Raw genomic sequence first — 24,630 nt, 5'->3', positions numbered from 1 at the left:
TTCGACACCAGCAGACCACCAGTTCGTTCATGAAGGCGCTGTCATTGTCGAAGTCGACGCCAAGCAGCGGAAATGGAAACTGCGAGCGGGCCTGCTTGATGGCAGCGATCACGAGGCCGCTTTCGCGCGTCCGCACCGGCACGCACTCGGTCCAGCCCGTGGCGATATCGGTCAGCACCATCGTCTGCGCGAAGCTGCCGGACGAAGAGGTACCCGAATGGGCCACGAAATCGACCTCGACGTAACCGGGCAGAGGATCGTTCCAGTCCCCGAAAGTGCGCACCGGGACCGACCGGCGAACCGCGGAACTCATTCCGGCACGCCGACGCTGGCCACCGCGAGCCACCACACGTACCTCTGACAGCAACCGATCCATCGTCGCTGCACTGACCATTAGCAGTTTGTCGCGAAGTTCGCTGTTCAGCTCGAGCCGGCCGTGACGCTCGAGGGCTGGCAGTAAAATCGGAATCAGCGGCTTCAGGCGTTTCGAGCAAAGACGATCGGACGCTTCCCATAGAGCCACCAGCGCTTCCCTGACGTCGGAACCATACTGGACAACATACTGCCGAGCGGAAGGCGGCTCGGACCCACGATGGCGGAGCACTCTGATCGCATGTTTGCGGTGGTAGCCGGTAACCGCGACGAACTCATCTAGGATTCTATGCTTGTCCGCCCGACAGCTCGATCGATAGCGCTCAATGATTGCTTCAATCAGTTCCGTCCGTGTCGCCATGCTGATCCGCCGTGCCATCCATCCCCCGAGCTGGGACAGCGAACCATCCCCATCCCATCGGGAGCATCAACACTATCGGTAACATTTTGCTTGAGGCAATGCGCAGTTCCCGCGGACAGTTTTTAATTTCGCCCGACAGCACGGATTGGTTGGTAACACACCGAGCCCACACAGAGCTTTGTTTAAGTGATGCGGACGGATTTCGGGCGTTCGAGCTCAAGCATGCGGTTTAGAACATGAACGGCAATGGCGGTCTCAGCCGCGCGGCGGGGTTCCGTCTGCGAGCGTAAGCTCTTACCGATCACGCGTTTGAAGCGGCCTATGGACGCCTCCACCAGGGCTCGTCGAGTCTACCCGGATCGCTTCTGCCAGCCCATGCGTCCCTGCTCGGTAATGCTTTGGAGATGCCGGTCGCGTTGGGTCGGAGTGGTCTGCACATCCTCGCTCAGCACCGCCGTTGATCGTGTGGGACGATGACTTCAGCCTCGGAATGACGCTGGGCGATAGTGCCGTAGATGCGAGCCTGATCGTAGGCTCGATCAGTGATGAAGGAGGCGAGTGGAACTGGGATTTGGTCGAGCAACGGCTCGACCCGCAAGCCATCATCGACATCAGCATTCGTTAGCTCTGAGGCGAGGATCTCTCCAGTGTCGGCATCCATCCCGATGTGCAGCTTGCGCCAGGATCGGCGCTTCGGGTGCCGTGCTTCTTAATCAGCCACTCGCCGGGCCACACAGCTGCAGGCCCGTCGCGCTGACGACCAGCAGGTGAACAGGTCCCCCGGACCTCGAACATGGCCTTGGCCACCGGCTTCGCTGGTGCGGCGAGGCAAGCAGTCCCAGATTGTTCCTATTCGTCAAGGGTCGGAAATGGTGTGATCGACCAACTGATTAAGTCGACGGCACGCCGAAGGACCGCCTCGGTCTGAGCAAGACTGGGTGAAGCGGCGATGACATGTCCGATTATGTCTCGGTAATCGCCTTTCCTGACGATCGGCGTCTTGGGTTCAAAATACCATTTGACCTCGACGACACCCGGTACAGCAGTCGCCTTAGTGTCCACATCGATCCAGTCGAGGGTGCCGTCGTGATCGGGAACTAGGAACCGCGCGGCCACAGTCTGCGAATGTCTTTTGCGTAAATCCCATCCGTCGCCGATAATAAGCTTGACGTGCTCGGCGAAGAGGTCGACCCGTAGGCCAGCTGAATCAACTGAGGATCGGGCGTGCCAGCAAGACGCGGATTGACTTCGATGACGATTGGGCCACGCTCCGTCCAGCGCAGTTCGATGTTCGTTGGCCCCCAGCCAAGGTCGAGAGCTCGCAAGCAGCTCAACGAAATGTCGGCAATACGCTTATGCTCATTGTCAGTCAGCGGGGCCGGAAAGGTGTACTCACGATAGACGAAATGCGGTGGGGGTCCGAAGTCACCGGCGCCTAACGCAATGACCTCATTTCCCATTGTGTCAGCGGTATAGTACGGGCCTTGTGCAAATTCTTCGACTAGTATTCTCGGCGAAGACCGCCAGACGTGCGTCCCGCCAACAGAGAGGTCGCGTGTTCGGCTACCTCTTCCACAGTGCGGCACAATCGGACACCGCTGCTGCCGTTTTGCCGCGTCTGAGCAGGCGCCAGGTAACCGACTAGACTGTCGGTTTTGTCCATTCCATGACACGAGTTGTTCGGCTTGGTTCTGCTTCAAGATCGCTTTAATGATCTTCACGGAAGGCCTGCAACGGAGAGACCGGCGTGCCGAAAGAAGCTGACGATCATCTCGGGTTGAACTTGCAGGCGACAGAACTCGCGGCGGGCCAGGCGGTGCAAATCGGCGACTGATCCAGGCAGCGCATTGGCCATGGCTCCCCGGGATTGAGCTCTGGTGCATAGGCCGGCAGATAGGCCACCGCATAGCCCTGCGGGTGGGCCGCAATGAAGTGGTAGTGGCCTGAATGACACAGCAGCTTGAGATGCTGGTGCCGAAATGACGGGCATACAGCCGGCCATCCGGCGTGATCGCCACGATGCGCGACACCTCGCGCCGCTTGCTCACCCGCTGTAGCACCGGGGTCAGTCCGCGCCGCGCCCAGGTCGTGGCGTTATGAGGATCTGCCCGAATGCATCGACGGGCTGACCGCCTTTGACAGAGGAGCGGCGCGAGAGCTCGACCGGGTGCTTGCCGCCGCCGTCCCAGCCTGTGGCTTCGTCTATATCCATCCTTTCGAAGACGGCACGAGTGCCGGAAAGCTATTCGCGCCGCCTACGGTCCCAAATTCAATGACGGCCGACCATCCCACACTGCCGTCTTTTTCAACCAAACGCCGCCTGGGACCGGCTGCTCGATCTCCCTGCGACAGAATAACTGCCGACTGGCAAAGCGTGCCCGCGAACGGGAGTTTGCCGGTCTGACTGATAAGAGGCTGCTCGGATCGAGACCATATTTGCAGAACCTCATCTGCATCTTTGAAGGAGGTCGAGCCGTGTGCACGAACACACGCGGGTACTGCCGATAACCCTTCTCCAACCCCCAAGGCAACACCACCTCGAAGATCCGGGGCGAGCACGGAGGAATTCTTCAACGAAACGTGTTCTTAAGCTCGCTATTGGTTCAGTTCAGCAGGCGGTCAACGACCAAAATACCGGATGGCGTAACGAGGTCGTTCGCGCCGTTGGTATGGATTCAAACACGTTTCAATGGCGCGAGGCACCCTCGGCCTTCAAAAAAGCGCCGATTCCAGTGTGCTGTTTCTGAGCGGATTCGGTTTCGCCATAATCGACCACCCGTCTATTTCGATCCGTCGGGCAGAGCGGTCGAGTGCTTGCCACCAGATGCTGCATACCATGCTGCCTAGCACATCGAGCGGTCTTCGCGCTGCGCTCGGTGATCAATATTCCAACTGGATAGCTTACAGGAACGCCGACACCAGCGCCGGCTGACTCAGGAATTGCGGTTGTCGTCATCTTGGGGCGAGCCGATTGTCGGTTCGGACCCAAAAACGTCGGCAAGCTGACAATGCGCGCGGTCAGACACCACGAATCAGAGATTTTCAGGTTGGTACGCCGCTTGCTTTGTTCACGGCATTCACCGATCGCTTGCGAGCGACGCTGGGAGTTTGGCAACAGTCGAGCAGAGGCGGGAGAGATTAGCCATGCAGCTAACTGATGTAGAGCGGTTCGTCGACGATTTAGGGAAAAACGGTAGTCTGATTGAAACGGTCAAACAACGTGCGACAGGTCTTGCATCGATTGTAGAGATCGGAAAGAGCCTCGACTACAACATCACGCTTGACGAGGTTAGAAGGTACGCTCGACTGGGCGGTCGACAGAAGTTAACTAGTAAGAAGCTCGACGCAATTGCGGGCCGCAAGCATGGACCGACCCTTATACAGACCACCGCGCTGGCTAGTTCCGCTACGGACGTGCTCACGAACCCTGCGCAACTCGCGGAAAAGTTTCCTAGTTTCGCCGCGGTCGTTGTACTTGTTGTAATTGTTGTTGTGGTCACGACCTGACGCAATTTCTACCTCTGACCCCATTCGCTCGGGACGAGCCGCTGCGAAGAGAACATGAAAACAAACCTCGTCGAGGATGAGATCATGTCATCAGGCCTACAAGATGCCGCTTCAAGGGCTCACCCGTACCCTCCGGGCGATCACGTGCGACAGATTCTTGACCGGCACACGCCCGAGCAGCGGCGTACATTGTCACACGTCAAGCGCTTCATGGAGCGGCTAGCTGGTGACATCAAGTTCCGCAGGGCGCTTTTGGAGAACGTCGACGCCCCTCGAGCGGTAACAGAGCGGTACGGCATCGAAGTTGACCCAATGGAGATGCTGCCGCTCTGGCGCGGTGACCACCTCCAATACCGCTTCAAGCCAGAGTCTGCCCCGTGGCCACTGGCTATGATGTGGGACGAGCATATGCGGCAGATGTTGCGCCATCGCGACCTGCTGCGCGATGAAGGGGAAATGTCGATTTTCAACCCTCGCTTTCATGCCTGGCGCGAGCGCCAAATCCGTCGCTGTAACGACGAACTGGGCGGATCGGCGCCGTCGGTCACGCACCCCATCATCGCTTTCGAGCTAAGCGAAGGCTGCACCGTCGGTTGCTGGTTCTGTGGCCTCTCGGCCAATCGTTTCAAAGGCTACTACGACTATAGCAAAGAGCATGCAGAGCTTTGGCGTGGCGTAGTCAGTGTTGCGAGCGAGATGTTCGGTTCGGCAGCCCGCACTGGCTTCTGCTATTGGGCCACAGAACCGATGGACAACCCAGACTACGACCACTTTCTGTTCGACTACTATCAGATCACGGGCGCATTGCCGCAAACAACAACGGCCGCCCCGTTGAAGGATGAGGCACTCACAAGGCGCGTGCTAGGACTCTTCAACCTTTATGGCACGACGATGAACCGTTTCTCCGTGCTGAGCACAGCACATCTAAATCAGATTCACGAGGCGTTTTCGCCTGAAGAGCTTCTAGGAGTTGAACTGATTCAGCACAGCAAGGAGGCGCCGACCGCAAAGGCTTTCACCGGGCGCGCGCGGGAGAGGAGGGAGAAGCTCAGGGTCGCCAACAAAGATGAAGCAATCACCTTGACGGAGCACTCCCACACGACGATCGCCTGTGTTTCGGGCTTCCTCGTGAATATGCAGGAGGGACGCTTACAACTGGTGACACCGGTACCGGGTAGCGAACGCTGGCCTCTCGGGTACCGCATCGTGGGTCAACGTTTCTTCAGGACGCCTGACGAGTTCCGGACCGGGCTGCAAAGCATGATAGATCAGCATATGCTCGAGAGCCCACCCCCCGACCTGCCGATCCGCTTCCGCAGGGACCTGCAATACAAGGCAGGAAACCGGTACTTCCATCTCCGCTCACGCAGCATTGAACACCGGGTGCTCGACGACGTCGCTCCGATCTCCATTGGGCAACTAATCGAGCGCGGTAACTGCACAGCCTCGGAGCTCGTTATGCGGGCCACGACGGACGGAACGAGTGTACTTGCAGTCGCAGACCTGCTCGACCAGTTATACGCGGCGGGAGTAATCGAAGAGGACCTTGATGACCGCTTCGCTTGGCAGACTGGCGACAGGCTGACGCGCCGCATCGAAGGGCGGCCTCACCTGGTCCATCCATTGAATGAATGATGTCCATCCAAACAATTGATTTTGCGGATGATGCGGCGTGTAGCATGAAGAAGCCTTGATCCGAAGGACAGTGGAATGAATGGGAGGCACGGCCCGGGGCGCACTCGCATGCACTCTCTTGATAACGCTACCGAAGACACGACCTTGGTGAACACAGGACAGCCCTGGCCGGGCGAAGGTTATACTTGCGAACAACACTGCGGGCGAGGTCTCTCCGCCCCAGCTGTTCCGCGCCCCGCCGCCGCGCGAACGCCCTCCGTCGGCGCCGCCGACAATCCCACAAGACTTGCCCTCGCGGTCCTCGGCAGGCTCGACGAGGTCCTGGAGGTCTGCGTTGCCGAGGAGGGTCAGGGGGAGTGTGAGGGCTGGGGAGAAGCGGCGAGAAAAAACAGGGAGTGGGTAGAGACCGGCAATGTCCGCGAAGCGCTGAAGGTGTCATTGCTGCGCCTGAGGAGTCTGTCAGACGGTCTCTCAATCCGGCTTCGGCGGCTCGACGCCGCCAATAACCGGCTGGTCAGCCTTATTCAACACCCTTCCCGAAGGCCGCCCGGGACTTTGATGACGCGGGGCTTTGCATGCATCGTTGGGGTTTGGCTGCTACTCGTGAACACGACGACCTCGGCCAGGGATCAAGGCCTCGCGCCGTACCGAGATCAAGCAAAGGCACAGCTCCATCACGCTGGCGTGGATTGGCGTAGTGGCATTTCGGGAATTTCGAGGATTCATGTTTGAGAAAGCCGTCTATCCCACTCGCCACGTTCCTTGTCTGCGCAGGATTGCTTCCCTTCGGGATTGCCATGGCGGATCAGCCGGCAGCACCCGCCCTAACCGTCTCAGTGGTGACACCGGCGACACGGGACTGGCCGGAAACCGTTCCTGCAAGCGGTTGGCTGAAGCCCTGGCAGGAGGCGGTCATCGCCTCCGAGATGAGCGGCCTTCGCATAACCGAAGTCCTGGTAGATGTCGGATCGGTTGTGACAAAGGGGCAGACGCTGGTCCGGCTTTCTCGAGAGAGCATTCTGGCGGACCTTCGAAAGCAGGCGGCGGCCGTCGAGACCGCCAAAGCAAATCTTGCAAAGGCCAAGGCGAACGCCGAGCGAGCCCGGCAGCTCCGCGCCTCGGGAGCAGTTTCGGACGAGAAGATCGCCGAGCGTCTAACTGACGAGCAGAAGGCCATAGCTAGCCTCGAATTCGAACAGGCCGCGCTCGACAGCCAAAAGATCAAGCTCGCTCAGACGACGGTCACTGCCGTAGACGACGGGCTGATAACGTCACGCAGCGCGGAGCTCGGTGCAGTCGTCTCGACTGGCACCGAGCTGTTCCGCCTAGTCCGTCAACAGCGCGTCGAGTGGCAGGCCGAAGTTTCGGCGCGCTACCTGCCACGCATTTCGGAAGGACTGAGCGTCGAGATCAACGGCCCGGATGAGCGCCCCATTCAAGGCAAGGTGAGGCTTATCGGACCGTCTGTCAGCACCGATACCGGCCGCGCGACAGTCTATGTAATGCTTCCCACCGGTGTTCATCCGCGTGTCGGTCTTTATTTCACCGGCAGCATCAAATTAAAGACAACTTCGGCCGTCACGGTTCCGGAGACGGCGATCGTGTTCCGCGACGGTCTCAACTATGTCTTCACGGTTGGCGCAGACAAGCGCGCACGGCGGGTCCGGGTGGAGACGGGCCGCCGCAACAACGGCGAAGTCGAGATTGTCTCCGGCACAGATCAGTCCACGAGCATCGTGGCGTCCGGCGGAGCATTTCTGTCGGACAACGACCTCGTGAATATCGCCGAGTAAGGCTGATGAATTTCTCCGCTTGGTCGATCCGCAATCCCATACCAGCGATACTGCTCTTCGCAATGCTCACCATCGGTGGCCTGTTGGCCTTCGAGCGTCTGCCGGTCCAATACTTCCCCGATATGGATCTTCCGAGGATCAGCATCACCGCGACAATCGAGGGCACGACGCCGACGCAGCTCGAGACCGAGGTTGCCCGTATTATCGAGGGCCGGCTCGCTTCGCTGAGCCATCTCGACCACATCGTCACAACGATCGCAGACGGAACCGTCTCAATCAGCGTCACCTTCAAGCTGGAGAAGAACAGCGACGAAGCTTTGAACGAGGTCCGCGATGCTATCGACAGTGCAACGGCGGATCTGCCGGCGCAGATGCAAACGCCGAGCGTCACTAAAATTACCATGCAGGCCGCGCTGGTCACGTATGCGCTCCGCTCGACGCATCTCAATGAGACCGAGCTCTCCTGGTTTATCGATAACGACATGACCAAGGCGCTCCTATCGGTACGGGGAGTGGGCCAGGTCAGCCGTGTAGGTGGGATCGACCGCGAGGTTCATGTCGACCTCGATCCCGCAACAATGGCGCAGCTCGGGGTCACGGCAGCCACGGTGTCTGCACAGCTCAAGTCGGTCCAGGCGGATACGTCGGGCGGCCTCGGAGAAATTGGTAGCACCCGCCAGACAATCCGCACGCTTGGTGCTGTCGCGTCCGTCGAAGAGCTCAGGGGACTGCAAATTCCGCTAACCAACGGCCAGCAGGTGCGTCTCGATGATGTCGCTTCCGTCACTGACAGTTTTGCGGACCGGTCCTCGCTGGCCTATCTAAACGGCCAGCCCGTGATTGCCGTCGCCATCAAGCGCTCAAACGGGTTCTCGGACACCGGCGTTGCCGCAGACATCGACAAGGCGATAGGACGGTTCGCCGCCGAACATCCCGACGTTCAGATCGATAAAGTCTACAGCACGGTCGGGGCGATCTTCGAGAGCTATCGTGGTTCGATGCACATGTGGTTCGAGGGCGCGATCCTCGCCGTCGTGGTCATCTGGCTCTTCCTTAGGGATTGGCGCGCGACAGTGCTGTCCGCCGTGGCGCTTCCCTTGTCGGTCATACCAACCTTCCTCGCTATGTACATGGCCGACTTCAGCCTGAATGTGCTCACACTGCTTGCACTGTCGCTCGTGGTAGGCATCCTCGTCGATGATGCCATCGTAGAGGTCGAGAACATAGCCCGCCACCTCAGGATGGGCAAGCGGCCGATCGACGCGGCGCTCGAAGCGGCCGACGAGATTGGCTTGGCGGTTATCGCGACAACGTTCACGCTAGTAGCGGTCTTCCTGCCGACGGCGTTTATGAGCGGCGTACCCGGGCTTCTCTTCCGCCAGTTTGGCATCACCGCAGCCGTCGCCGTCCTCGCTTCCCTCGTGGTCGCACGTCTGCTGACGCCCATGATGGCCGCATATTTCATGAAGGCCCGTCCGACGGAGGAAAAGGATGGCCGCATCATGCGTGTCTACATGGCACTGGTGAGGGCAGCCTTGAACCACAGGAAGACGACGGCGCTCTTGACGACTGTCGCTGTCGCACTTTCGCTTTCCACCATTCCACTCCTGAACTCGGGCTTCCTGCCGGCCGCCGACGACGCACGGACCCAGGTAAGGCTAACCCTGCAGCCCGGCGCCACCATCGAACAGACCGCCGCAGTGGCCAAGAACGCTGCAGACATCGTCGGCAAGCTTCCTGACGTGATGCATGTCTTCTCCTCGGTCGGTTCGGCATCGTCGGGTAGCGGCCCTGAGGTCGGTATTGCTAGCGCCACGCTCGATGTCATGCTGACGCCTATTGACGAACGAAGCCGCAAGCAGGCAGACATCGAAAAGGACATCCGGTCGGCCCTCTCGTTGCTCCCCGGCGTCCGGATTGGGGTCGGTAGCGGGGGCAACGGCACCCAGCTCGTCATTACCCTTGCCAGCGACACCTCCAATGCCCTTGACGAAGCAAGCAAGGCTCTTGAGGAGCAACTCCGAACGCTCAAAGGCATCGGAGCGGTGACCTCGACCGCCTCGAGGCAGGCGCCCGAGGTTCAGATCACCCCGGATCTTGTACGCGCAGCCGCACTCGGGGTGACGTCAAGCGCCATCGCGGAAACCGTGCGCGTTGCGACACATGGGGACTACTCTTCCGCCCTGCCAAAACTCGATCTGCCTCAGCGGCAAATCCCCATCGTCGTCCGGTTTAACCCCGCGGCACGCGCAAATCTCGATGACATCAGGAACATGAGGGTAGCCGGAGCGAATGGGAGCGTCGATCTCGGATCGATTGCCGACATCCGCATCGGCGGCAGTCCTTCCGAGATCAACCGCATCGATCGATTGCGCAACGTCACTCTTGCCGTCGAACTCAACGGCCGCATCCTGGGCGACGTCTACCGCGAGGCAAAGGCGTTACCGGCGCTCCAGCATCTGCCGCCGGGCGTCACTCTTGTTGAGCAAGGTGAACTGCAACTCAGTTCGGAACTGTTCCAGAGCTTCGGACTGGCAATGGCAATCGGCGTGTTCTCAATCTACGCCGTGCTCGTGTTGCTCTTCCATGACTTCCTGCAACCGTTCACCATCCTGATGGCCCTGCCCCTTTCGCTTGGTGGTGCGCTGCTGCCGCTTGTGGTAACCGGGACCAGCTTTTCGTTGCCGGTGGTCATCGGGCTGCTGATGCTCATGGGCGTTGCGACGAAGAACTCGATTCTCCTGGTCGAATACGCGATCGTGTCGCGGCGCCAGGGGATGGGGAGGTTCGATGCTCTCGTCGATGCCTGCCACAAACGTGCGCGGCCCATCGTGATGACCACCGTAGCCATGGCATCGGGAATGCTTCCGGTTGCTCTCAGCCTGACGGGAGGCGATTCAAGTTTCCGGCAGCCGATGGCCATCGTGGTGATCGGCGGCGTAGTAACGTCGACGCTGCTCAGCGTTATCGTGATCCCCATCATCTACACATTCGTCGATGATCTGCTTGAGGCACTTAAACGGCTGGGATGCCGGACCGCGCTACACGGCGAGACCGCCGGGCAGGATACGGATGCGTTAGACGATTGCGAGCCCATCGCCTTCAAACGTAGCCTTGTTGCGATTCGAGGATCCGGCCGGAGATGACTACACCTCAGTGGAAATCCAGGAGGGCATACCTGCCAAGTTGATCGGGCTCAACGCAGCAAGTCGACGAGCAGCGCTCGCTTGCTCCGTTCCATCCTCAGAGACGATCGACTTGGCTGCGGCGTGGCATTTTTGCTCAACGCCGCAGCTCGCGCCTGGTCTTGGAAAGGAGCCACGCGAGATTCGGCGAAGAGTTCGTGGACTTGCCGCAAAATTGCGAAATACACGCCGGTGCGCATTGTGATGTGCCGAGTGGGCGGCACGGTGTACGTCCACTTCGTCAACACCGTCCAGTTAGTAGGCTCACTAGTCGTGAGCGGGTCGTTGACCGCCTCTCCTACTTGCCTCTCAAGGAGTCGGCAGGCTCGACGCGGCTGGCGTCCTGTCGCTTCGCCCTTGCGAAGCCCCTGTCTGTCTCCATGAATCCGGTAATCATCGGCACTATGAGCTTCGCCGGATCTTGCGGCGATGCATGCCCACCGGTCCGCGCAAGAATTGCTGCATAGGCCTGCAGATCCCGGAATACCTGCGCCGGCAGCTCGACGGTGATTTTGACGGATTTGTCATCAGGAATGGCGGAGAGCTTCAGTTTGGTCATGTCGGCTCCTTCGCGGCTCCGTAAGGCTGCATGACGAGATCGCGATTGACGAGAATGCGAATCGGGAATCCTGGCCGGACGGTAAGGGTCGGCCGAATGCTGAGCTGCCTGCTGACGATCTGCTGACCGATATTGGAGGCCGCGCCTTGGGCGCTTTCACGAATCGCCTGAGCGATTTCGCTTTCTTCGTCGTCGCTGCCGATCTGCGTGCCCACGCCCAGAAGCGTCGAGAGCGCTGCCGCCTTGAACCGCTGACCCCAGTGATGATCAACCTCATCCTTCAGCCCGGAGAAGCCCTGTGGATCGGTCCCTTGCAGGCGTTCGAGCACGATTGACGTACCATCCGGCATGACGACGCGGTTCCAGACGAGGAGCACGCGCGACTGCCCGAACGCGACCTGGCTGTCATACTGACCGATGAGGCGAGATCCCTGTGGAATGAGGCGATACGATCCGGTTGGGCTATCATACACGTTTTCCGTCACCTGCGCGGTTATCGAGCCGGGCAAGTCGGAATCGATGCCAGTGATGAGGGCAGCGGCGATCACTGACCCGGCCTGCAAAACATAGGGCGAGGCCTTCTCCTCGACGCGATCCGGGCTGACCGTCCTCCGGTCGGCTTCGGCACTGACGAAGGCGAGCTTGCGGTCCTGCATGTTCTGGGCCGAGCCGACATCGAGCGGCGGGACAGTGTCTGGTTGGTTCAGCGCGGCATTGGGATCGGCTGTGCTGGTCCGCGTATCGGTAAAGAGCTTGGCGACCCGTGCCGCCTCGATCTCCGCCTCGCGCCGCTGTTCCTCCGGATCGGCGCGCGGCGTCTGAATCGTCGGGATGTTGACCGGCTTGCCTTCCTCGCGCGCTTTGAGGATCGGACGGCCGAGATCACCCGGAAGCGCCGGCCCGAGTTTCGGGATGCCGGTGTAATCCTTCGGCAGGTTTATGAGACCGTCAGCCGGCGGACGATTTTCGGTGTTGTAGAGCTCGGCGGGCGCTTGGCTGCCCCGCGGGCTCGTATCGAGCGCGAAGAACAAGGCCGCGGCGATGACGAGGCCTGAGACAGCCCCGAGACCGATCAGCACCTTGCGTGACAGGCGGGTGACGCGCGGCGGCTCCGGCCGCAGCCGGAACTCCGCCTTGAGGTCGGACGGGCCGGTCATCGGCTTTTTTCCGAAGAGAAGAGCGCCGGGCGGTTCGCAATTCGGCGACCATCGGTGCGGACAATGCGGACACGGCGCTGACTTTCCTTGTCGCCGAGGCGAAGCTCGGCCGCTGCAAATAGGCGGTCGACGACATAGTAGTTCTGCCGCGCGCGATAGTTCACGAGCTCCGAATTGCCGGATGCACCGATCACGAAGAGAGGCGGCATGTCGCCCTGGGCGATGCCGGAGGGGAATTCGATAAAGACTTTCGAGCCATCATCGAAGGCGCGTAATGGTCGCCACGGGGCGCTGTCGCCTTCGATCCGGTAGCGGAAATTCAGCCGCGAGATGTCGACCCCGCTTGCCACCGCCTGCGTTTCCGCAGCCCTGTTGTTCTGGCGCCGCAGCGCTATCAGCTGGTCGGCCGGATACTGCCAGGAGACCGAGGCCATATAGGTCTTTTCCGTTGAGCGCAGTTCGAGATGATAGGTGCGCAGGTTGGTGTTGATGACCAGATTGGTCTGCAGCTCTGCCCGGATCGGCTTCACCAGGATATGCACCTGCTTTGCGGCGCCCGTACCACTTTCGGTATCACCGATGATCCAACGCACTGTGTCGCCGGCAGCAACGGGACCGGAACCAACGAGTTGCTCGCCCGGCTGGAGCGCGATGTCGGTGACCTGGCCGGGTGCCGCATAGAGCTGATAAAGCGCACCGATGGTGAAAGGATAGACCTGCACGGCATTGATGAAGCCATCGCGGACCGGCTGAATGCGTGCCGCCTCGTTGGCAGCGGCGATACGCGCCTTCGGATCGAACGGTTCCGACTTCTTCTTGCCTTCCTCGATCCGCTTCAGCTGACCGGGCAGAGGAAGGGGCTTCGGTAGTTCCACAATCTTCACCGGACCCACGGGATCTGTGAGTTTCACAGCCGGTGCGGCATCGTCATAGTCAATCTCGGGCGGAATATATTTCCCGGCGCAACCGGCAAGGACGGTCGCCGCCAGCACAGCCGTGGCCAGGACGGCGGCGCGGCTAACCCGGGTTTTGTTCGCGGATGTTCTAGTTGCCCCCTTCATTGCGAAAGCTCCTTCGACCAGCTGATTGCGTTGACGTAGACACCGAGCGGATTGGCGCGCAGCCTGTCGGGGTCACGCGGCTGTTCGATCACGACGGTGAGAATGGCGGTCCAGCGCTCGGTTCCGGATAACTGCCCGTTCTCGTAGCGACGCTCGATCCAGGCGATACGAAAGCTGTCGGGGGAAGCGCGAATGACCGAGGAGACATCGACGGCGACCTGCGTCTTTCCGACCTTTGTGAAGGGGTCATTGGCGCGGGCGTAGTCGTTGAGCGCGAGCGCGCCGCGATCGGTCGTGAACTCGTAGGCGCTGAGCCAATTCTCGCGGACGATCACGGCATCGGCGGGGGTCGCGCGGACGTTTTCGATGAAGCGGGCCAGGTGCCAGGCGATCTGCGGATCGGTCGGTTGGTAGTCGGCAACCGCCGGCGCGCTCACCTGGGCTTCGCCGAGCTTGTCGATCTGCACCACCCAGGGTACCACCGACCCGTGGGCCGATTGCCAGATAAGCGCGGATGCAAAGCCGCCGGCCAATAGCAGTGAACCGAAGGCCATGAGCCGCCAGTTCCTCGCCTGGACGCGGGCGGATCCGATCCGCTCGTCCCAGACCTGTGCGGCTTTCTGGTAGGGAGTTTCGGGTTGCGGCGTTCGGGCATAGCGAACGGAGGCGCGTTTGAAGAAGTTCATCTGCGGTCATCCTGATTGAGGGAAACGGACATGGAGCCGCCGCCGTGATCGCCGGAGCGCACGCTGTGGGTGGCTGTGCTGACGCCGTGATGAAAGGCGTTCCTGCGCTGCATGCGCTCCGCCCATGTCGGCGGGGAAGAGGGCTGTGATGCCCCGCCCGTGGCGGCGCCAATTGTGCCCGACGTACCGCCGTCGACGTCATTCTCGCCGCCTGTCGCCTTCCAGGCGGCAGACTGCCCTGCCCCATAGCTGGAGCGGAGCGTTTCGCTCGATCGGGTTGCTGCTTCCCTCGCCTTGCTCATGACAGAGCCTACGCCGGCCTTGGCCATGCCGGCCAAACCTGCTGCCACTCGTCCCGAGCTCCCTGCATCCGTCGAAGCGTCGGCGAGGCGATAAGCGGTCCGGGCACCACCGGCGAAAGCCGCCCCTCCCCTGATCGCGCCACCCGTGGCGCTGGCAGCCGCGCCGATAACCGCCCTGGCGCCGACATAGCCGGCGGCACCTAGACCCGCAGCAGCGAGGCCCGTGCCGACGGCGGCTCCCGCGCCGAGCTGCGGGGCGCCAGACACAAGTCCGGTCGCGATGCCTGGGCCGAAGATTGACAGGCCCATCAGGGCGAGAGCCCCGAGCACGAGCGACAGCGCCTCGGAGATCGTCGGCTGATCGGAGAAGCCGGCTGTGAACTCGCTGAAGAGGCCAGAACCAATGCCGACGATGACGGCGAGGACGAGGATCTTCACACCGGAGGCGACAATGTTTCCGAGCACCTTCTCGGCAAGGAAGGCCGTCTTGTTGAAGAGGGCGAACGGGATCAACACGAAGCCGGCGAGTGTCGTCAGCTTGAACTCGATCAGCGTCACGAAGATCTGGATTGCCAGAATGAAGAAGGCGACCAGCACGATGACCCAGGCGGTCATCAACACGAAGATCTGCACGAAGTTCTCGAAGAAGCTGACATAGCCCATCAGGTCGCCGGCGGCCTGAAGAATCGGATTGCCGGCATCGATTCCGACCTGCGCCACACGCCCGGGCTGCAGGAGCTCGGTGCTGGATAGCGATGAGCCCGCCGCCTTGAGACCAAGGCCGGAGAAGCTCTCGAAAACAATCCGAGCAAGATTGTTGAAGTTGCCGACGACGAAGGCGAAGAAGCCGATGTAGAGGGTCTTTCGGACGAGGCGCTGGATGACGTCCTCATCCGCGCCCCAGGCCCAGAAGAGACCGGCAATCACGATATCGATCGCGATCAACGTCGATGAGAGAAACGACACTTCGCTGCCGAGCAGTCCGAACCCGGAATCGATGTAGGAGGTGAAGGTCTCCAGAAAGCGATCGATGATGCCGGTATTGTTCACCGCGTCGCCCCGCCGGCGCCGGATGCCGGCGCGTCGGGCCGATCGGACTCCGGGCGCGTTAGGAACCGCCGGCGGCTCTTGATCCAGGCCCCCAGGCAGGTCTTGTCGTTCAGAGCTTCCGCACCCAGATCACGGCAGCGGAGGAGCTCCGTTCGCGCTGGGTCGCCGCCCGGATCAAGCGAACGGAATACGGGCGTCTCCTCCGGTCTCTGGCGCTGACTGAATGCCATGAATGTCGCGGTCAGTCCTGCTCCAATGGCAAGCACAGCGGTGATCCGGGCGGCGATCTTGGGGTCCATGGGTCCGGTGCTCCTACTGGTGAAACATGCGGACGCTGGACGGGCTGTAGGCCGTGCCGGTCATAAAGCGACTGAACTGCTCGCGCGCCTGTTCCTGAGCGGCGGCGGCCCTCGCGTTCTCGAGCGCTTCGGCCCGTCCCTGCGCGGCGAGCATGGCGGTCAGATCGGACATCTGCTTTGCCTGGACCGCAAGCAGTTGGTTGCCGGCCTGGGCGGCCTGCAGCACGCCGACGGCCGACTGGCTGGCGCTGACGAGCGTGGAGGTCTGGACTTGTGTGCTGGAGATGCCGTCGACCGCGACCGCCCCGGTTTTCAGCGAGTCCTCGAAGGCTGAGACCGACTGCTGCCAGCGCTCGCGCGCCGCCGTCACAAGCTGGTCGTTGGACTTGCCGGCAGCAAAGGTCTCGTAGGTGCCGCTGAACTGCTGGTCGATGGTCTGGACGTTGTAGGCGAGCTGCTGAGCCTGATCGAGCAGGCTCTTCATCTCGGAGAAGTTTCCCTCAATCTGAGAAAGCATCGACGTCGGAAGGCTGGTGAGATTGCGGGCCTGATTGATCAGCATCTGCGCTTCGTTCTGAAGCGAGGCGATCTGGTTATTGATCTGCTCCAGGGCGCGAGCTGCGGAAAGCAGGTTTTCCGTGTAGTTCTTCGGATCGAAGACGATCAGCGCATGGGCTGGCGTCGGCAGGAGGGTGACAGCGGTGATCGGCATCAGTGTGGTGGCGCTGAGCGCAAGCGTCAATGCATGGCCGGCATGGCCGGATCGAAAGACGGAACGGGTCATCGAATGGTCTCCTCTTCAAGTGATCGAGGGATGGAAAGCTGTTCACCGCGCTCGATTTCGGCGGGTCCAGCGATGTTGGTAAGGACCGGAACAAGATCGGCGGCCCAGTGGAGGCCGCGGGCGGAAACCCAGGCCTCCAGGAAGCGGTGCCGCTTCCCGTCGTCGACCAGTTGGTTGATGGCTGCATGAGCGGCCTTGTCGGAGGCAGCGCATAGCGCGAGCGCTACCTCGCCGAGGCCGAGCTCAAAGAGCCGGTTGCCACGCCGGGACTGGCAATAATAGTCGCGCTTCGGCGTGGCGCGGGCGACGATCTCAATCTGCCGGTCGTTCAAACCGAACTGCCGATAGACGCTCGCGATCTGCGGCTCGATGGCGCGTTCATTGGCGAGAAAGATGCGGGTCGGGCAGCTTTCGACGAGCTCCGGTGCAATCGGAGAGGCTTCGATGTCGGCGAGTGACTGCGAGGAGAAGACGACGCTGACGTTCTTCTTGCGCAGCGTCTTCAGCCATTCCTTGATCTTCTGGGCAAAGCCGCCGTCATCAAGCGCGCGCCACCCCTCATCGATGATGAGCAGAGACGGACGGCCATCGAAGCGCGCTTCAATGCGGTGGAAGAGATAGGAGAGTACCGCAGACGCCGCTCCGGTTCCGATCAACCCTTCCGTTTCGAAGGCCTGGACGGAGGCATCTCCGAGCCATTCCATCTCTGCGTCGAGTAAACTGCCATAAGGCCCGCCGACGCAGTAAGGACGAAGCGCCTGCTTCAACGCGGTCGACTGCAGCAGGACACTCAGACCGGTAATGGTACGTTCCGCCACAGGTGCGGAAGCGAGCGAGGTCAGTGCCGTCCAGAGATGCTCCTTGACCTCCGGCGTGATCTTCACGCCCTCGCGCGTGAGAATGTCCACGAGCCAGTCGGCCGCCCAGGCGCGTTCCATCGTATCGTGGATGCCGGTCAGCGGCTGCAACGCCACCATGCTCAGGAACGATGTGGGGTCGGAGATCGAGCCGCCGAGATCCTGCCAGTCGCCTCCCATCGCGAGGGTCGCGGCGCGGATCGAACCACCGAAGTCGAAGGCGAAGACCTGGGACCGCGCATAGCGGCGGAACTGCAGCGCCATCAGCGCCAGCAGCACCGACTTTCCGGCGCCGGTCGGGCCGACAACCATTGTGTGGCCCACGTCGCCGACATGCAGCGAGAAGCGGAACGGGGTTGCGCCTTCTGTCTTGGCATAGAAGAGTGGCGGCGCATTCAGGTGCTCGTCCCGCTCTGGCCCCGCCCAGACTGCCGAGAGCGGAATCATATGGGCGAGATTCAACGTCGAGATCGGCGGCTGCCGGACATTGGCATAGACATGGCCGGGAAGAGTGCCGAGCCAGGCCTCGATCGCGTTGACGGTTTCTGCGATGCAGGTGAAGTCGTGCGACTGGATGACCTTTTCGACTAGCCGCAGTTTTTCCTCGGCGATACGCGGATCTGCGTCCCAGACGGTAATGGTTGCGGTCACATAGGCTTTACCAATCTGGTCGGAGCCGAGATCCTGGAGTGCTGCATCGGCTTCGGTCGCTTTGCTTGCGGCGTCGGAATCCACCAGCACCGATTGTTCGTTGGTCAGCACTTCCTTGAGGATCGCCGCGATCGATTTGCGCTTGGCAAACCACTGCCGTCGGATCTTCTTCACCAGCCGCGTCGCATCGGTCTTGTCGAGCATGATCGCGCGGGTCGACCAGCGGTAGGAGAAGGCGAGCCGGTTGAGATCATCCAGGATGCCCGGAGACGTGACGGTCGGAAAGCCGATCACCGTCAGCGTGCGCAAATGAAAGTCGCCGAGCCGCGGCTCGAGGCCACCGGCAAGCGGCTGGTCCGCTAGAAGCGCATCGAGATACATCGGGAATTCGGGAACACGGACGCGATGGCGCGCTACGGAAACGGTCGAATGCAGATAGGTGAGTGTCTCAGCATCATCAAGCCAGCCCGCTTCCGGAACAAAGCCTTCAAAAAGATGCAGCGCCCGGTCGGTCCGGTCGATGAAGCTCTTCAACAGCTCCCATGGATTGACATCCGAGTCCTCGCGCCCTTCATAGAGCCAGTCCTCCATGCGGGAGGCCTCTTCGGCCGGCGGCAGCCACACGAAGGTCAGGAAATAGCTGCTCTCGAATAAGAGACCGCTCTCCTCGAACTGCTCGCGACGTTCGACATCCACGAGGGCGGAAGCCGCATCGGCAAACAAGCTTTCGGGATAATCATTGGCGGGATTGCGCTGCGCTTCGACGAAAACGGCCCAGCCGGATCCGAGACGCCTCAGCGCATTGTTGAGGCGTTGGGCGGTTGCGACCAGCTCGGCTGGTGTGGCGCTGTCGAGGTCGGGCCCGCGGAACCGCGCCGTCCTTTGAAACGAACCGTCCTTGTTGAGGACGACCCCGGCTGCGACAAGTGCCGCCCATGGCAGGAAGTCAGCAAGGCCCCCATTCGTCTTACGGTATTCGGCAAGGTTCAACATGACTGAGCCTCACACGCTCATATGCGCCGGGTAGCGCAGGTGCCGGCGGCCGACATCGACGAATTGGGCATCACGCCTTGCGGCCCACACCGCCGCGAAGTGGCCGATCGCCCAGATCAGTAACCCCACGATCCAGAGGCGAAGGCCGAGCCCGACAGCGCCGGCGAGCGTGCCGTTGACGATGGCCACTGCACGCGGGGCGCCGCCGAGCAGGATCTGCTCGGTTAGTGCCCGACGGACGGGTGCATAGAAGCCGCGAATCTCCTCGTGTTCCGAGCCGAACGCCGTCATCAGACCAGCGCTCCGCCGCCGAAGGAGAAGAAGGACAGGAAAAAGCTCGAGGCGGCAAAGGCGATCGACAGGCCGAAGACGATCTGGATGAGCCGCCGGAACCCGCCGGATGTATCGCCGAAGGCAAGCGCCAAGCCGGTGGCGATGATGATGATCACGGCAACGATCTTGGCGACCGGCCCCTCGATGCTTTCGAGGATCTGCTGTAGCGGTTCCTCCCACGGCATCGAAGAACCGGAGGCATGGGCGGGGAACACCGTCATCAACGACATCGAGATCAGCGTCGTCGCCGCAACGACACGACGGCGGGATTGGGGAAGAGCGGACATTCCAGGCAAGCTCATGGTTCTTCTCCTTTCACGAGCGGTTGGCGGTCGGGAGCAAGTCGTGTGATCGTGCGATAGTCGCCCGTCACCGGATCGAGCCCGTCGACCATGGCAATCTCGGCCAGCCGCCGGTCCGTACCTCGGCCGGAGAGCACAGCAATGAGATCGATGGTGTCGGCAATCAGGATCCGCGGGACGGTGACGACGGTTTCCTGAATGAGCTGTTCGACCCGCCGCAGAGCGCCCACGGCGGAATTGGCATGGATGGTGCCGATGCCGCCCGGATGACCGGTGCCCCAGGCCTTGAGAAGATCGAGCGCTTCGGCGCCACGCACCTCCCCGATCGGAATGCGATCGGGCCTCAACCGCAGCGACGACTTGACGAGGTCGGAAAGAGAGGCCACGCCGTCCTTGGTGCGCAGCGCCACGAGATTGGCCGAGGCGCATTGCAGTTCACGCGTATCCTCGATCAGCACCACGCGATCGGATGTCTTGGCGACTTCGGCCAAAAGCGCATTGGTGAGCGTCGTTTTGCCGGTGGAGGTGCCACCCGCCACTATGATGTTCTTCCGCATTTCGATCGCGAGCCGCAGCACATCGGCTTGGCGCTCGCTCATGATCCCGGCAGCGACGTAGTCCGAGAGCGTGAAGACGGCCACCGCCGGCTTGCGGATCGCGAAGGTTGCCGCGGCGACAACGGGAGGAAGCAGGCCTTCAAAGCGTTCGCCGGTTTCCGGAAGCTCGGCCGAGACGCGGGGACTGCCGGGATGTACTTCGGCGCCAACGTGATGGGCGACAAGACGGATGATGCGCTCGCCATCCGCCGCGAGCAATGTTTCACCGGTATCGGCGAGCCCATCCCTCAGCCGGTCTATCCAGAGCCGTCCGTCCGGATTCAGCATCACCTCGACGACGGCGGGATCTTCGAGATGGCGCGCGATGACAGGCCCAAGCGCCGTGCGCAACATGCGCGCGCCGCGTGAGATCGCCTCCTGGTTCTGATGGTGATGTCCCGGCATCTGGCCCCGCTTCCGGCAATCCGGTCAAGCGGCGGATCGCAACGGGGACAATCAAGAAAGGCAGAAGTTCGCGATCAGCAACAAGATAATCGCCGGGTTCGCAGAGAATCGTAGGGAAGCGAAAAAATACTTGGCAGTCGCGGTTCGGCTCCGACCGTCCTCAACGGGTCGATCAGTCTTTAGCGGGAATCAATCCGCGAGACGCAAGCTGCTTATAAAGTTCTTGAGGACGGGATTGGAAGTGTCGGGCCGCCAGCAGGCGATATAGCCCAGCCGAATGCCGCCATTGCCGTCGTGTACGGGGCGAAGGGCGACGCCCTGCGCGGCAAAGCCCGACGCCATTTCGCATAGCAGGCCAATGCCCTGCCCGCTGCCGACTTCGCTCAGGATGCTTTCGCGGCTCAACTGGCGCATGACGAGCTCCGGGTGATTTGAGGGTGCCGCCAGGTGACGCAGGAGAATGTTGCGAATGTCCGGGCCTGGATCATCCTGGCTGACCAGGAACCGCTCACCTTTCAACTCCGGCCAGTAGATTGTTGACTTCTCGGCAAGCGAATGATCCTCCGGCAGCGCGACAACCAATTGGCCGGACCACAGCGGCATTGAGTCGAGGAGTTCGGTCTTACCCGTATCGCCGAGAACGATGGCGAGATCGATCGCGCCGGACATGACGCCGGCCTTCAGTTCGATGTAGGAGCCTTCCATCAACTCGACCTCGACGCCGGGGAATTTCTGGCGAAAGGCCTTCAATGCAACGCGGAAGCACCCCGAGGAAAACGACTTGTAAAAACCGACCACGACGCGGCCCGTCTTTCCGGCGCCACTTGCCTTTGCCCGTTCCGCAAGGCGCTGAAAAGCTTCGACGATACGCCTGGCACCGACGACGAATTCCTCTCCGGTGGGTGTCAGCCGCGCACCGGCCGTCGAGCGGTCGAACAGGAATACGCCGAGTTCGTCCTCCAGCTCCCGGATGCGTTTGCTGATAATCGGCTGGCGCACATTCAGTTCATGACCCGCCGCACTGAAGCTCCCATTGCGGGCCGCTGCGACAACATATCGGAGATGACGAAGGTCCATCAATTTTCCTCACAACAAGTTCCATGGCACCAAAGCGTCACGGTATAACGGGCAAAGCCGGGACGCCGGTAGCAACCGGGTAATACGTGCCAATCCGCTCGATTTGATCAAGTCGGGCGAACCCGAGGGATAGATCCGGTAGACCCAGGGGCTCTTCGACGTTCTGAACGAAACCGGTTGGTCAAGATCTGTTGACGCGAAGACCATCGCGTGGCCACAGCGCGTGAAGGCCGGCTCGTTCGAACGCTGTTTGATATTCCGGAGTGGGAGCTACATCGGTAACAAGCATTTCCGCCGCATTCAGCGAAAGGGACGCGTAGCTGGCCGTTCTGCCGAACTTCGTATGATCCGCGACAATCACGTACCGCCGCGAGTGTTTGGCAAGGGCTTGGTGCAGGTGAGCCTCTGGCTCTTCGTATTCCAGAAAGCCGAGGTGCGCATCGATGGCATTGGTACCGGTGACAACCAGGTCAAACAGCCGTCTGCTGACGGCGCTCAAAGTGTCGTATCCTGCCAGGAGTTCATGGTCAGCAAGTATCCGCCCGCCGGTCAGGACCACTTCGTGCTGGCCGGTCGCGGCGAGTGCAGAGGCAATATCGATAGCATTGGTGACGAAACGCATCCTTGGGCCACGTGAGAGCTTTCGGGCCAAAGGCAGCGTTGTCGATCCTCCTCCGACGAACACGAGTTGGTCTTCTCGGACGTCGAGATTGTCAAGGCAGGTTTGCGCGATCCACTCCTTCTCTTCCCGGAGCGATTCAATTCGGGTCGAATAGGGCAGCTCTTCATTGGCCCGCAGGAGCACAGCACCGCCGTGCACGCGTTTGAGCTTGCCCGTTTCCTCGAGCATCCTAAGATCACGCCGGATGGTCTCCATTGACACCTGTAGCTCGCTCGACAGAGTCGCGACCTGAATTTCCTGGCGAGCGGCGAGAAGATCGAGGATCTGGCGGTGTCGGCTTGCGGCAAGAAGCGTTCCAGGGGATTCGCCAGATCCGGTTGAAGGCGCCTGGCCGGCAACAGGATTTTGCGACACGACGTTGCTCATAAATGTTTTCTCCTGAGACCCGGCACGGTCAGAACGCTTGCCCTTCCTGCGTTATGACCGCTTATGCCCGTTCTGGTCAATAGCACCCTCTAGCTTTGTAGGTTTTGTCGGCCTCCCGCCATTCTTTGTCAGCAAACGGTAACAAAGCCACGTTATCGTCCAGAAATGGTCACAAAAGGGAATGACTCACGAAACCGGGCTCGTGCTGGCAGAAGCGGTCATGATGTACTCACGCTTTGGTCGTCGTGACGGTCGCATTCGTCGCCACGCGTCTCAGCGGCGATCCGACCTATCATATCCTGCCGCCCGACACGCCGGAGGTGCAGCGCCAGGTGCTGCGTGAGCAACTGGGCCACGACCGTCCGGTAATGGCGCAATATGGCGACTACCCCGCCGGGCTGGCGCGAGGCGATTTCGGCCGAAGCTTCTTCAGCGGCCGGCCCGTCGCCGAGATGTATCTGGAACGCCTGCCGGCGACGATCAACCTTACGCTTCCGGCGCTGCTACTTTCTGTCTGATTGGATTGCCGCTCGGCACGATCGCGGCCGTGAAGCTGAACAGTCCCATCGATCGCGGCCTGATGACGCTCAGTTTCATCGGCCAGGCGGCACCGAACTTCGTGGTCGGGATCGTGCTCATCCTGGTCTGCAGTCTGACGCTGCGACTTTTGCCGAGCGGCGGGACCGGAACTTGGGCGCACTATGTCATGCCGGTGCTGACGCTCGGCGTTGCCAGTATCGCCAGCATCTCGCGACTGACGCGCAGCAGCCTCCTCGACGTGCTCGGCCAGGACTATATCCGCTTCGTGCGTGCCAAGGGCCTGCCGCCGGCCAAGGTGATCGTCAAGCACGCGCTGCCCAATGCGATGCTGCCGGTACTCACCGTGGTCGGACCGCAGGTCGGCACGCTGATCGGCGGCGCCGTGGTGGTCGAGGTGGTGTTCGCCTGGCCGGCCGCCGGTCGCCTGCTGGTCGCGGCGGTGATGCAACGCGACTTCCCCATGCTGCAGTTCGGGGTTCTGGCAGTGGCGGCGACGGTGATCCTCGCCAACGCGCTCGTCGATATCGGCTGCGGTCTGATCGATCCAAGAATCCGGGCGAGGGCGTCATGAGCATTGCGACCAATCTTGCCTCCGGAGAGACCCGCACGATGGCTCCGGCCGAGAACGCCCAGTGGCGTCTGATCCGGGAGCGTTTCAGGCGGGCCCCGACGCTGATCAAGGTCGCCGGAGTGACAATCGTCGCACTCTATCTCACTGCCTTGCTCTCGCCCGTGCTGGCGCCCTACGGGCCGGCCGAGCAGGACCTGCTAGCGCGCCTGCAGCCGCCGGGCTTTTGGGATGGCACCTGGACACACCCGTTGGGCACCGACCATCTCGGCCGGGACGTGCTGTCGAGATTGCTGCATGCGCTTGACGACGCTGGTGATCGCGACTTTTGGGCGTCGTTGTCGGTGTCGTGACCGGCGGGCTGGCGGGTCTCATCAGTGGTCTCGCGGGCCGTAGGATCGACAGCATCTTCATGCTTTTGGTCGACGCCCAGGCCTCCGTACCCCTGACGCTGCTGGCACTCGCCGCCGTCGCCTTGACCGGCTCGAGCCCGCTGGTTCTGGTGTTGA

21 protein-coding genes and 3 pseudogenes are annotated in these 24,630 nt (G+C 61.4%); 8 read left to right on the top strand and 16 right to left on the bottom strand.

All coding sequences use genetic code 11. The features are described 5' to 3' along the window. The 3 genes and pseudogenes from QN219_RS32150 to QN219_RS32140 all read right to left on the bottom strand — a co-directional run. A pseudogene (locus QN219_RS32150) lies at nt 1-733 on the bottom strand (transposase); the annotation flags it as partial. Between the two features lie 445 nt (nt 734-1,178). Next, nucleotides 1,179-1,394: a transposase gene (locus tag QN219_RS32145; RefSeq protein ID WP_284004456.1), complete on the bottom strand. Its 216-nt coding sequence runs from the start codon at nt 1,392-1,394 to the stop codon at nt 1,179-1,181. Between the two features lie 188 nt (nt 1,395-1,582). Beyond that, nucleotides 1,583-2,342: pseudogene (locus tag QN219_RS32140) on the bottom strand (ATP-grasp domain-containing protein); the annotation flags it as partial. Nucleotides 2,343-3,877: 1,535 nt separating this feature from the next. Here QN219_RS32140 and QN219_RS32135 point away from each other — a divergent pair. The 4 genes from QN219_RS32135 (at nt 3,878) to QN219_RS32120 (ending at nt 10,814) form a co-directional block, all read left to right on the top strand. Then, nucleotides 3,878-4,240, top strand: coding sequence for a hypothetical protein (locus QN219_RS32135; protein WP_283979852.1), 363 nt, complete (start codon nt 3,878-3,880; stop codon nt 4,238-4,240). 210 nt (nt 4,241-4,450) lie between these two features. After that, a complete protein-coding gene (locus tag QN219_RS32130) occupies nt 4,451-5,875 on the top strand; it encodes a radical SAM family RiPP maturation amino acid epimerase (protein WP_284004457.1) in 1,425 nt (474 codons plus the stop codon). A 728-nt stretch (nt 5,876-6,603) separates the two neighbouring features. Then, entirely contained in the window at nt 6,604-7,668 is a 1,065-nt protein-coding gene (locus QN219_RS32125; RefSeq protein WP_284004455.1) for an efflux RND transporter periplasmic adaptor subunit, read from the top strand. Nucleotides 7,669-7,673: 5 nt separating this feature from the next. Then, the gene (locus QN219_RS32120) at nt 7,674-10,814 is read left to right on the top strand and encodes an efflux RND transporter permease subunit (protein ID WP_284004454.1); all 3,141 of its coding nucleotides are present in this window, start codon (nt 7,674-7,676) and stop codon (nt 10,812-10,814) included. 337 nt (nt 10,815-11,151) lie between these two features. Here QN219_RS32120 and QN219_RS32115 read toward each other — a convergent pair whose 3' ends face one another. From QN219_RS32115 to QN219_RS32055, 13 genes are all read right to left on the bottom strand, one after another. Next, the gene (locus QN219_RS32115) at nt 11,152-11,412 is read right to left on the bottom strand and encodes a DUF2274 domain-containing protein (RefSeq protein ID WP_284004453.1); all 261 of its coding nucleotides are present in this window, start codon (nt 11,410-11,412) and stop codon (nt 11,152-11,154) included. Further along, a complete protein-coding gene (locus tag QN219_RS32110; RefSeq protein ID WP_284004452.1) occupies nt 11,409-12,569 on the bottom strand; it encodes a TrbI/VirB10 family protein in 1,161 nt (386 codons plus the stop codon). The genes QN219_RS32115 and QN219_RS32110 overlap by 4 nt, the downstream gene beginning before the upstream one ends. Continuing rightward, nucleotides 12,566-13,630, bottom strand: a complete 1,065-nt coding sequence (trbG, locus tag QN219_RS32105) for a P-type conjugative transfer protein TrbG (RefSeq protein WP_284004451.1) — start codon at nt 13,628-13,630, stop codon at nt 12,566-12,568. Before trbG ends, QN219_RS32110 begins: the two co-directional genes overlap by 4 nt. Then, on the bottom strand, nt 13,627-14,316 hold the full coding sequence (gene trbF / locus QN219_RS32100; protein ID WP_284004450.1) for a conjugal transfer protein TrbF: 690 nt from the start codon (nt 14,314-14,316) through the stop codon (nt 13,627-13,629). The genes trbG and trbF overlap by 4 nt, the downstream gene beginning before the upstream one ends. Beyond that, nucleotides 14,313-15,668 carry a P-type conjugative transfer protein TrbL gene (gene trbL / locus QN219_RS32095; RefSeq protein WP_284004449.1) on the bottom strand — a complete coding sequence of 452 codons (1,356 nt, stop codon included), beginning with the start codon at nt 15,666-15,668 and terminating at the stop codon, nt 14,313-14,315. Before trbL ends, trbF begins: the two co-directional genes overlap by 4 nt. Beyond that, nucleotides 15,665-15,967 (bottom strand): putative entry exclusion protein TrbK-alt, encoded by a 303-nt coding sequence (trbK-alt, locus tag QN219_RS32090; RefSeq protein ID WP_284004448.1) that lies wholly within the window; start codon nt 15,965-15,967, stop codon nt 15,665-15,667. The genes trbL and trbK-alt overlap by 4 nt, the downstream gene beginning before the upstream one ends. Nucleotides 15,968-15,980: 13 nt before the next feature. Continuing rightward, on the bottom strand, nt 15,981-16,751 hold the full coding sequence (gene trbJ, locus QN219_RS32085; RefSeq protein ID WP_284004447.1) for a P-type conjugative transfer protein TrbJ: 771 nt from the start codon (nt 16,749-16,751) through the stop codon (nt 15,981-15,983). Then, nucleotides 16,748-19,252 (bottom strand): conjugal transfer protein TrbE, encoded by a 2,505-nt coding sequence (trbE, locus tag QN219_RS32080; RefSeq protein ID WP_284004446.1) that lies wholly within the window; start codon nt 19,250-19,252, stop codon nt 16,748-16,750. Before trbE ends, trbJ begins: the two co-directional genes overlap by 4 nt. Before the next feature lie 9 nt (nt 19,253-19,261). Next, nucleotides 19,262-19,543: a VirB3 family type IV secretion system protein gene (locus tag QN219_RS32075; RefSeq protein ID WP_283979841.1), complete on the bottom strand. Its 282-nt coding sequence runs from the start codon at nt 19,541-19,543 to the stop codon at nt 19,262-19,264. Beyond that, the gene (locus QN219_RS32070; RefSeq protein ID WP_405052307.1) at nt 19,543-19,815 is read right to left on the bottom strand and encodes a TrbC/VirB2 family protein; all 273 of its coding nucleotides are present in this window, start codon (nt 19,813-19,815) and stop codon (nt 19,543-19,545) included. The genes QN219_RS32075 and QN219_RS32070 overlap by 1 nt, the downstream gene beginning before the upstream one ends. A gap of 68 nt (nt 19,816-19,883) precedes the next feature. After that, nucleotides 19,884-20,888, bottom strand: a complete 1,005-nt coding sequence (trbB, locus tag QN219_RS32065) for a P-type conjugative transfer ATPase TrbB (RefSeq protein ID WP_284004445.1) — start codon at nt 20,886-20,888, stop codon at nt 19,884-19,886. A gap of 189 nt (nt 20,889-21,077) precedes the next feature. Then, nucleotides 21,078-21,965 (bottom strand): LysR family transcriptional regulator, encoded by an 888-nt coding sequence (locus tag QN219_RS32060; protein WP_284004444.1) that lies wholly within the window; start codon nt 21,963-21,965, stop codon nt 21,078-21,080. A gap of 181 nt (nt 21,966-22,146) precedes the next feature. Beyond that, a complete protein-coding gene (locus QN219_RS32055; RefSeq protein ID WP_284004443.1) occupies nt 22,147-23,013 on the bottom strand; it encodes a DeoR/GlpR family DNA-binding transcription regulator in 867 nt (288 codons plus the stop codon). A 245-nt stretch (nt 23,014-23,258) separates the two neighbouring features. Here QN219_RS32055 and QN219_RS32050 point away from each other — a divergent pair, with 245 nt between their 5' ends. The 4 genes and pseudogenes from QN219_RS32050 to QN219_RS32035 all read left to right on the top strand — a co-directional run. Further along, complete coding sequence (locus QN219_RS32050) at nt 23,259-23,531, top strand: hypothetical protein (protein WP_284004442.1); 273 nt, start codon at nt 23,259-23,261, stop codon at nt 23,529-23,531. Between the two features lie 29 nt (nt 23,532-23,560). Then, nucleotides 23,561-24,124, top strand: coding sequence for an ABC transporter permease (locus QN219_RS32045; protein ID WP_284004441.1), 564 nt, complete (start codon nt 23,561-23,563; stop codon nt 24,122-24,124). Then, nucleotides 24,121-24,474 (top strand): hypothetical protein, encoded by a 354-nt coding sequence (locus tag QN219_RS32040; RefSeq protein WP_284004440.1) that lies wholly within the window; start codon nt 24,121-24,123, stop codon nt 24,472-24,474. The genes QN219_RS32045 and QN219_RS32040 overlap by 4 nt, the downstream gene beginning before the upstream one ends. Further along, nucleotides 24,450-24,630, top strand: a pseudogene (locus QN219_RS32035) (ABC transporter permease); the annotation flags it as partial. The gene QN219_RS32040 and the pseudogene QN219_RS32035, both read left to right, overlap by 25 nt.

This window comes from Sinorhizobium sp. 8-89 (assembly GCF_030124325.1).
Taxonomy (GTDB): domain Bacteria; phylum Pseudomonadota; class Alphaproteobacteria; order Rhizobiales; family Rhizobiaceae; genus Sinorhizobium.
The sequence above is the reverse complement of the archived record's forward strand: the minus strand, read 5'-3'. Positions and strand labels throughout refer to the sequence as shown.

What these genes read in the sequence shown, in the direction of transcription:
- QN219_RS32145 (WP_284004456.1), bottom strand. Translation starts at nt 1,394, where the DNA reads ATGGATGCCGACACTGGAGAGATCCTCGCCTCAGAGCTAACGAATGCT.
- QN219_RS32135 (WP_283979852.1), top strand. Translation starts at nt 3,878, where the DNA reads ATGCAGCTAACTGATGTAGAGCGGTTCGTCGACGATTTAGGGAAAAAC.
- QN219_RS32130 (WP_284004457.1), top strand. Translation starts at nt 4,451, where the DNA reads ATGGAGCGGCTAGCTGGTGACATCAAGTTCCGCAGGGCGCTTTTGGAG.
- QN219_RS32120 (WP_284004454.1), top strand. Translation starts at nt 7,674, where the DNA reads ATGAATTTCTCCGCTTGGTCGATCCGCAATCCCATACCAGCGATACTG.
- QN219_RS32115 (WP_284004453.1), bottom strand. Translation starts at nt 11,412, where the DNA reads ATGACCAAACTGAAGCTCTCCGCCATTCCTGATGACAAATCCGTCAAA.
- QN219_RS32110 (WP_284004452.1), bottom strand. Translation starts at nt 12,569, where the DNA reads ATGACCGGCCCGTCCGACCTCAAGGCGGAGTTCCGGCTGCGGCCGGAG.
- trbG (WP_284004451.1), bottom strand. Translation starts at nt 13,630, where the DNA reads ATGAAGGGGGCAACTAGAACATCCGCGAACAAAACCCGGGTTAGCCGC.
- trbF (WP_284004450.1), bottom strand. Translation starts at nt 14,316, where the DNA reads ATGAACTTCTTCAAACGCGCCTCCGTTCGCTATGCCCGAACGCCGCAA.
- trbK-alt (WP_284004448.1), bottom strand. Translation starts at nt 15,967, where the DNA reads ATGGACCCCAAGATCGCCGCCCGGATCACCGCTGTGCTTGCCATTGGA.
- trbJ (WP_284004447.1), bottom strand. Translation starts at nt 16,751, where the DNA reads ATGACCCGTTCCGTCTTTCGATCCGGCCATGCCGGCCATGCATTGACG.
- trbE (WP_284004446.1), bottom strand. Translation starts at nt 19,252, where the DNA reads ATGTTGAACCTTGCCGAATACCGTAAGACGAATGGGGGCCTTGCTGAC.
- QN219_RS32075 (WP_283979841.1), bottom strand. Translation starts at nt 19,543, where the DNA reads ATGACGGCGTTCGGCTCGGAACACGAGGAGATTCGCGGCTTCTATGCA.
- QN219_RS32070 (WP_405052307.1), bottom strand. Translation starts at nt 19,815, where the DNA reads ATGTCGTTGATGACGGTGTTCCCCGCCCATGCCTCCGGTTCTTCGATG.
- trbB (WP_284004445.1), bottom strand. Translation starts at nt 20,888, where the DNA reads ATGCCGGGACATCACCATCAGAACCAGGAGGCGATCTCACGCGGCGCG.
- QN219_RS32060 (WP_284004444.1), bottom strand. Translation starts at nt 21,965, where the DNA reads ATGGACCTTCGTCATCTCCGATATGTTGTCGCAGCGGCCCGCAATGGG.
- QN219_RS32055 (WP_284004443.1), bottom strand. Translation starts at nt 23,013, where the DNA reads ATGAGCAACGTCGTGTCGCAAAATCCTGTTGCCGGCCAGGCGCCTTCA.
- QN219_RS32040 (WP_284004440.1), top strand. Translation starts at nt 24,121, where the DNA reads ATGAGCATTGCGACCAATCTTGCCTCCGGAGAGACCCGCACGATGGCT.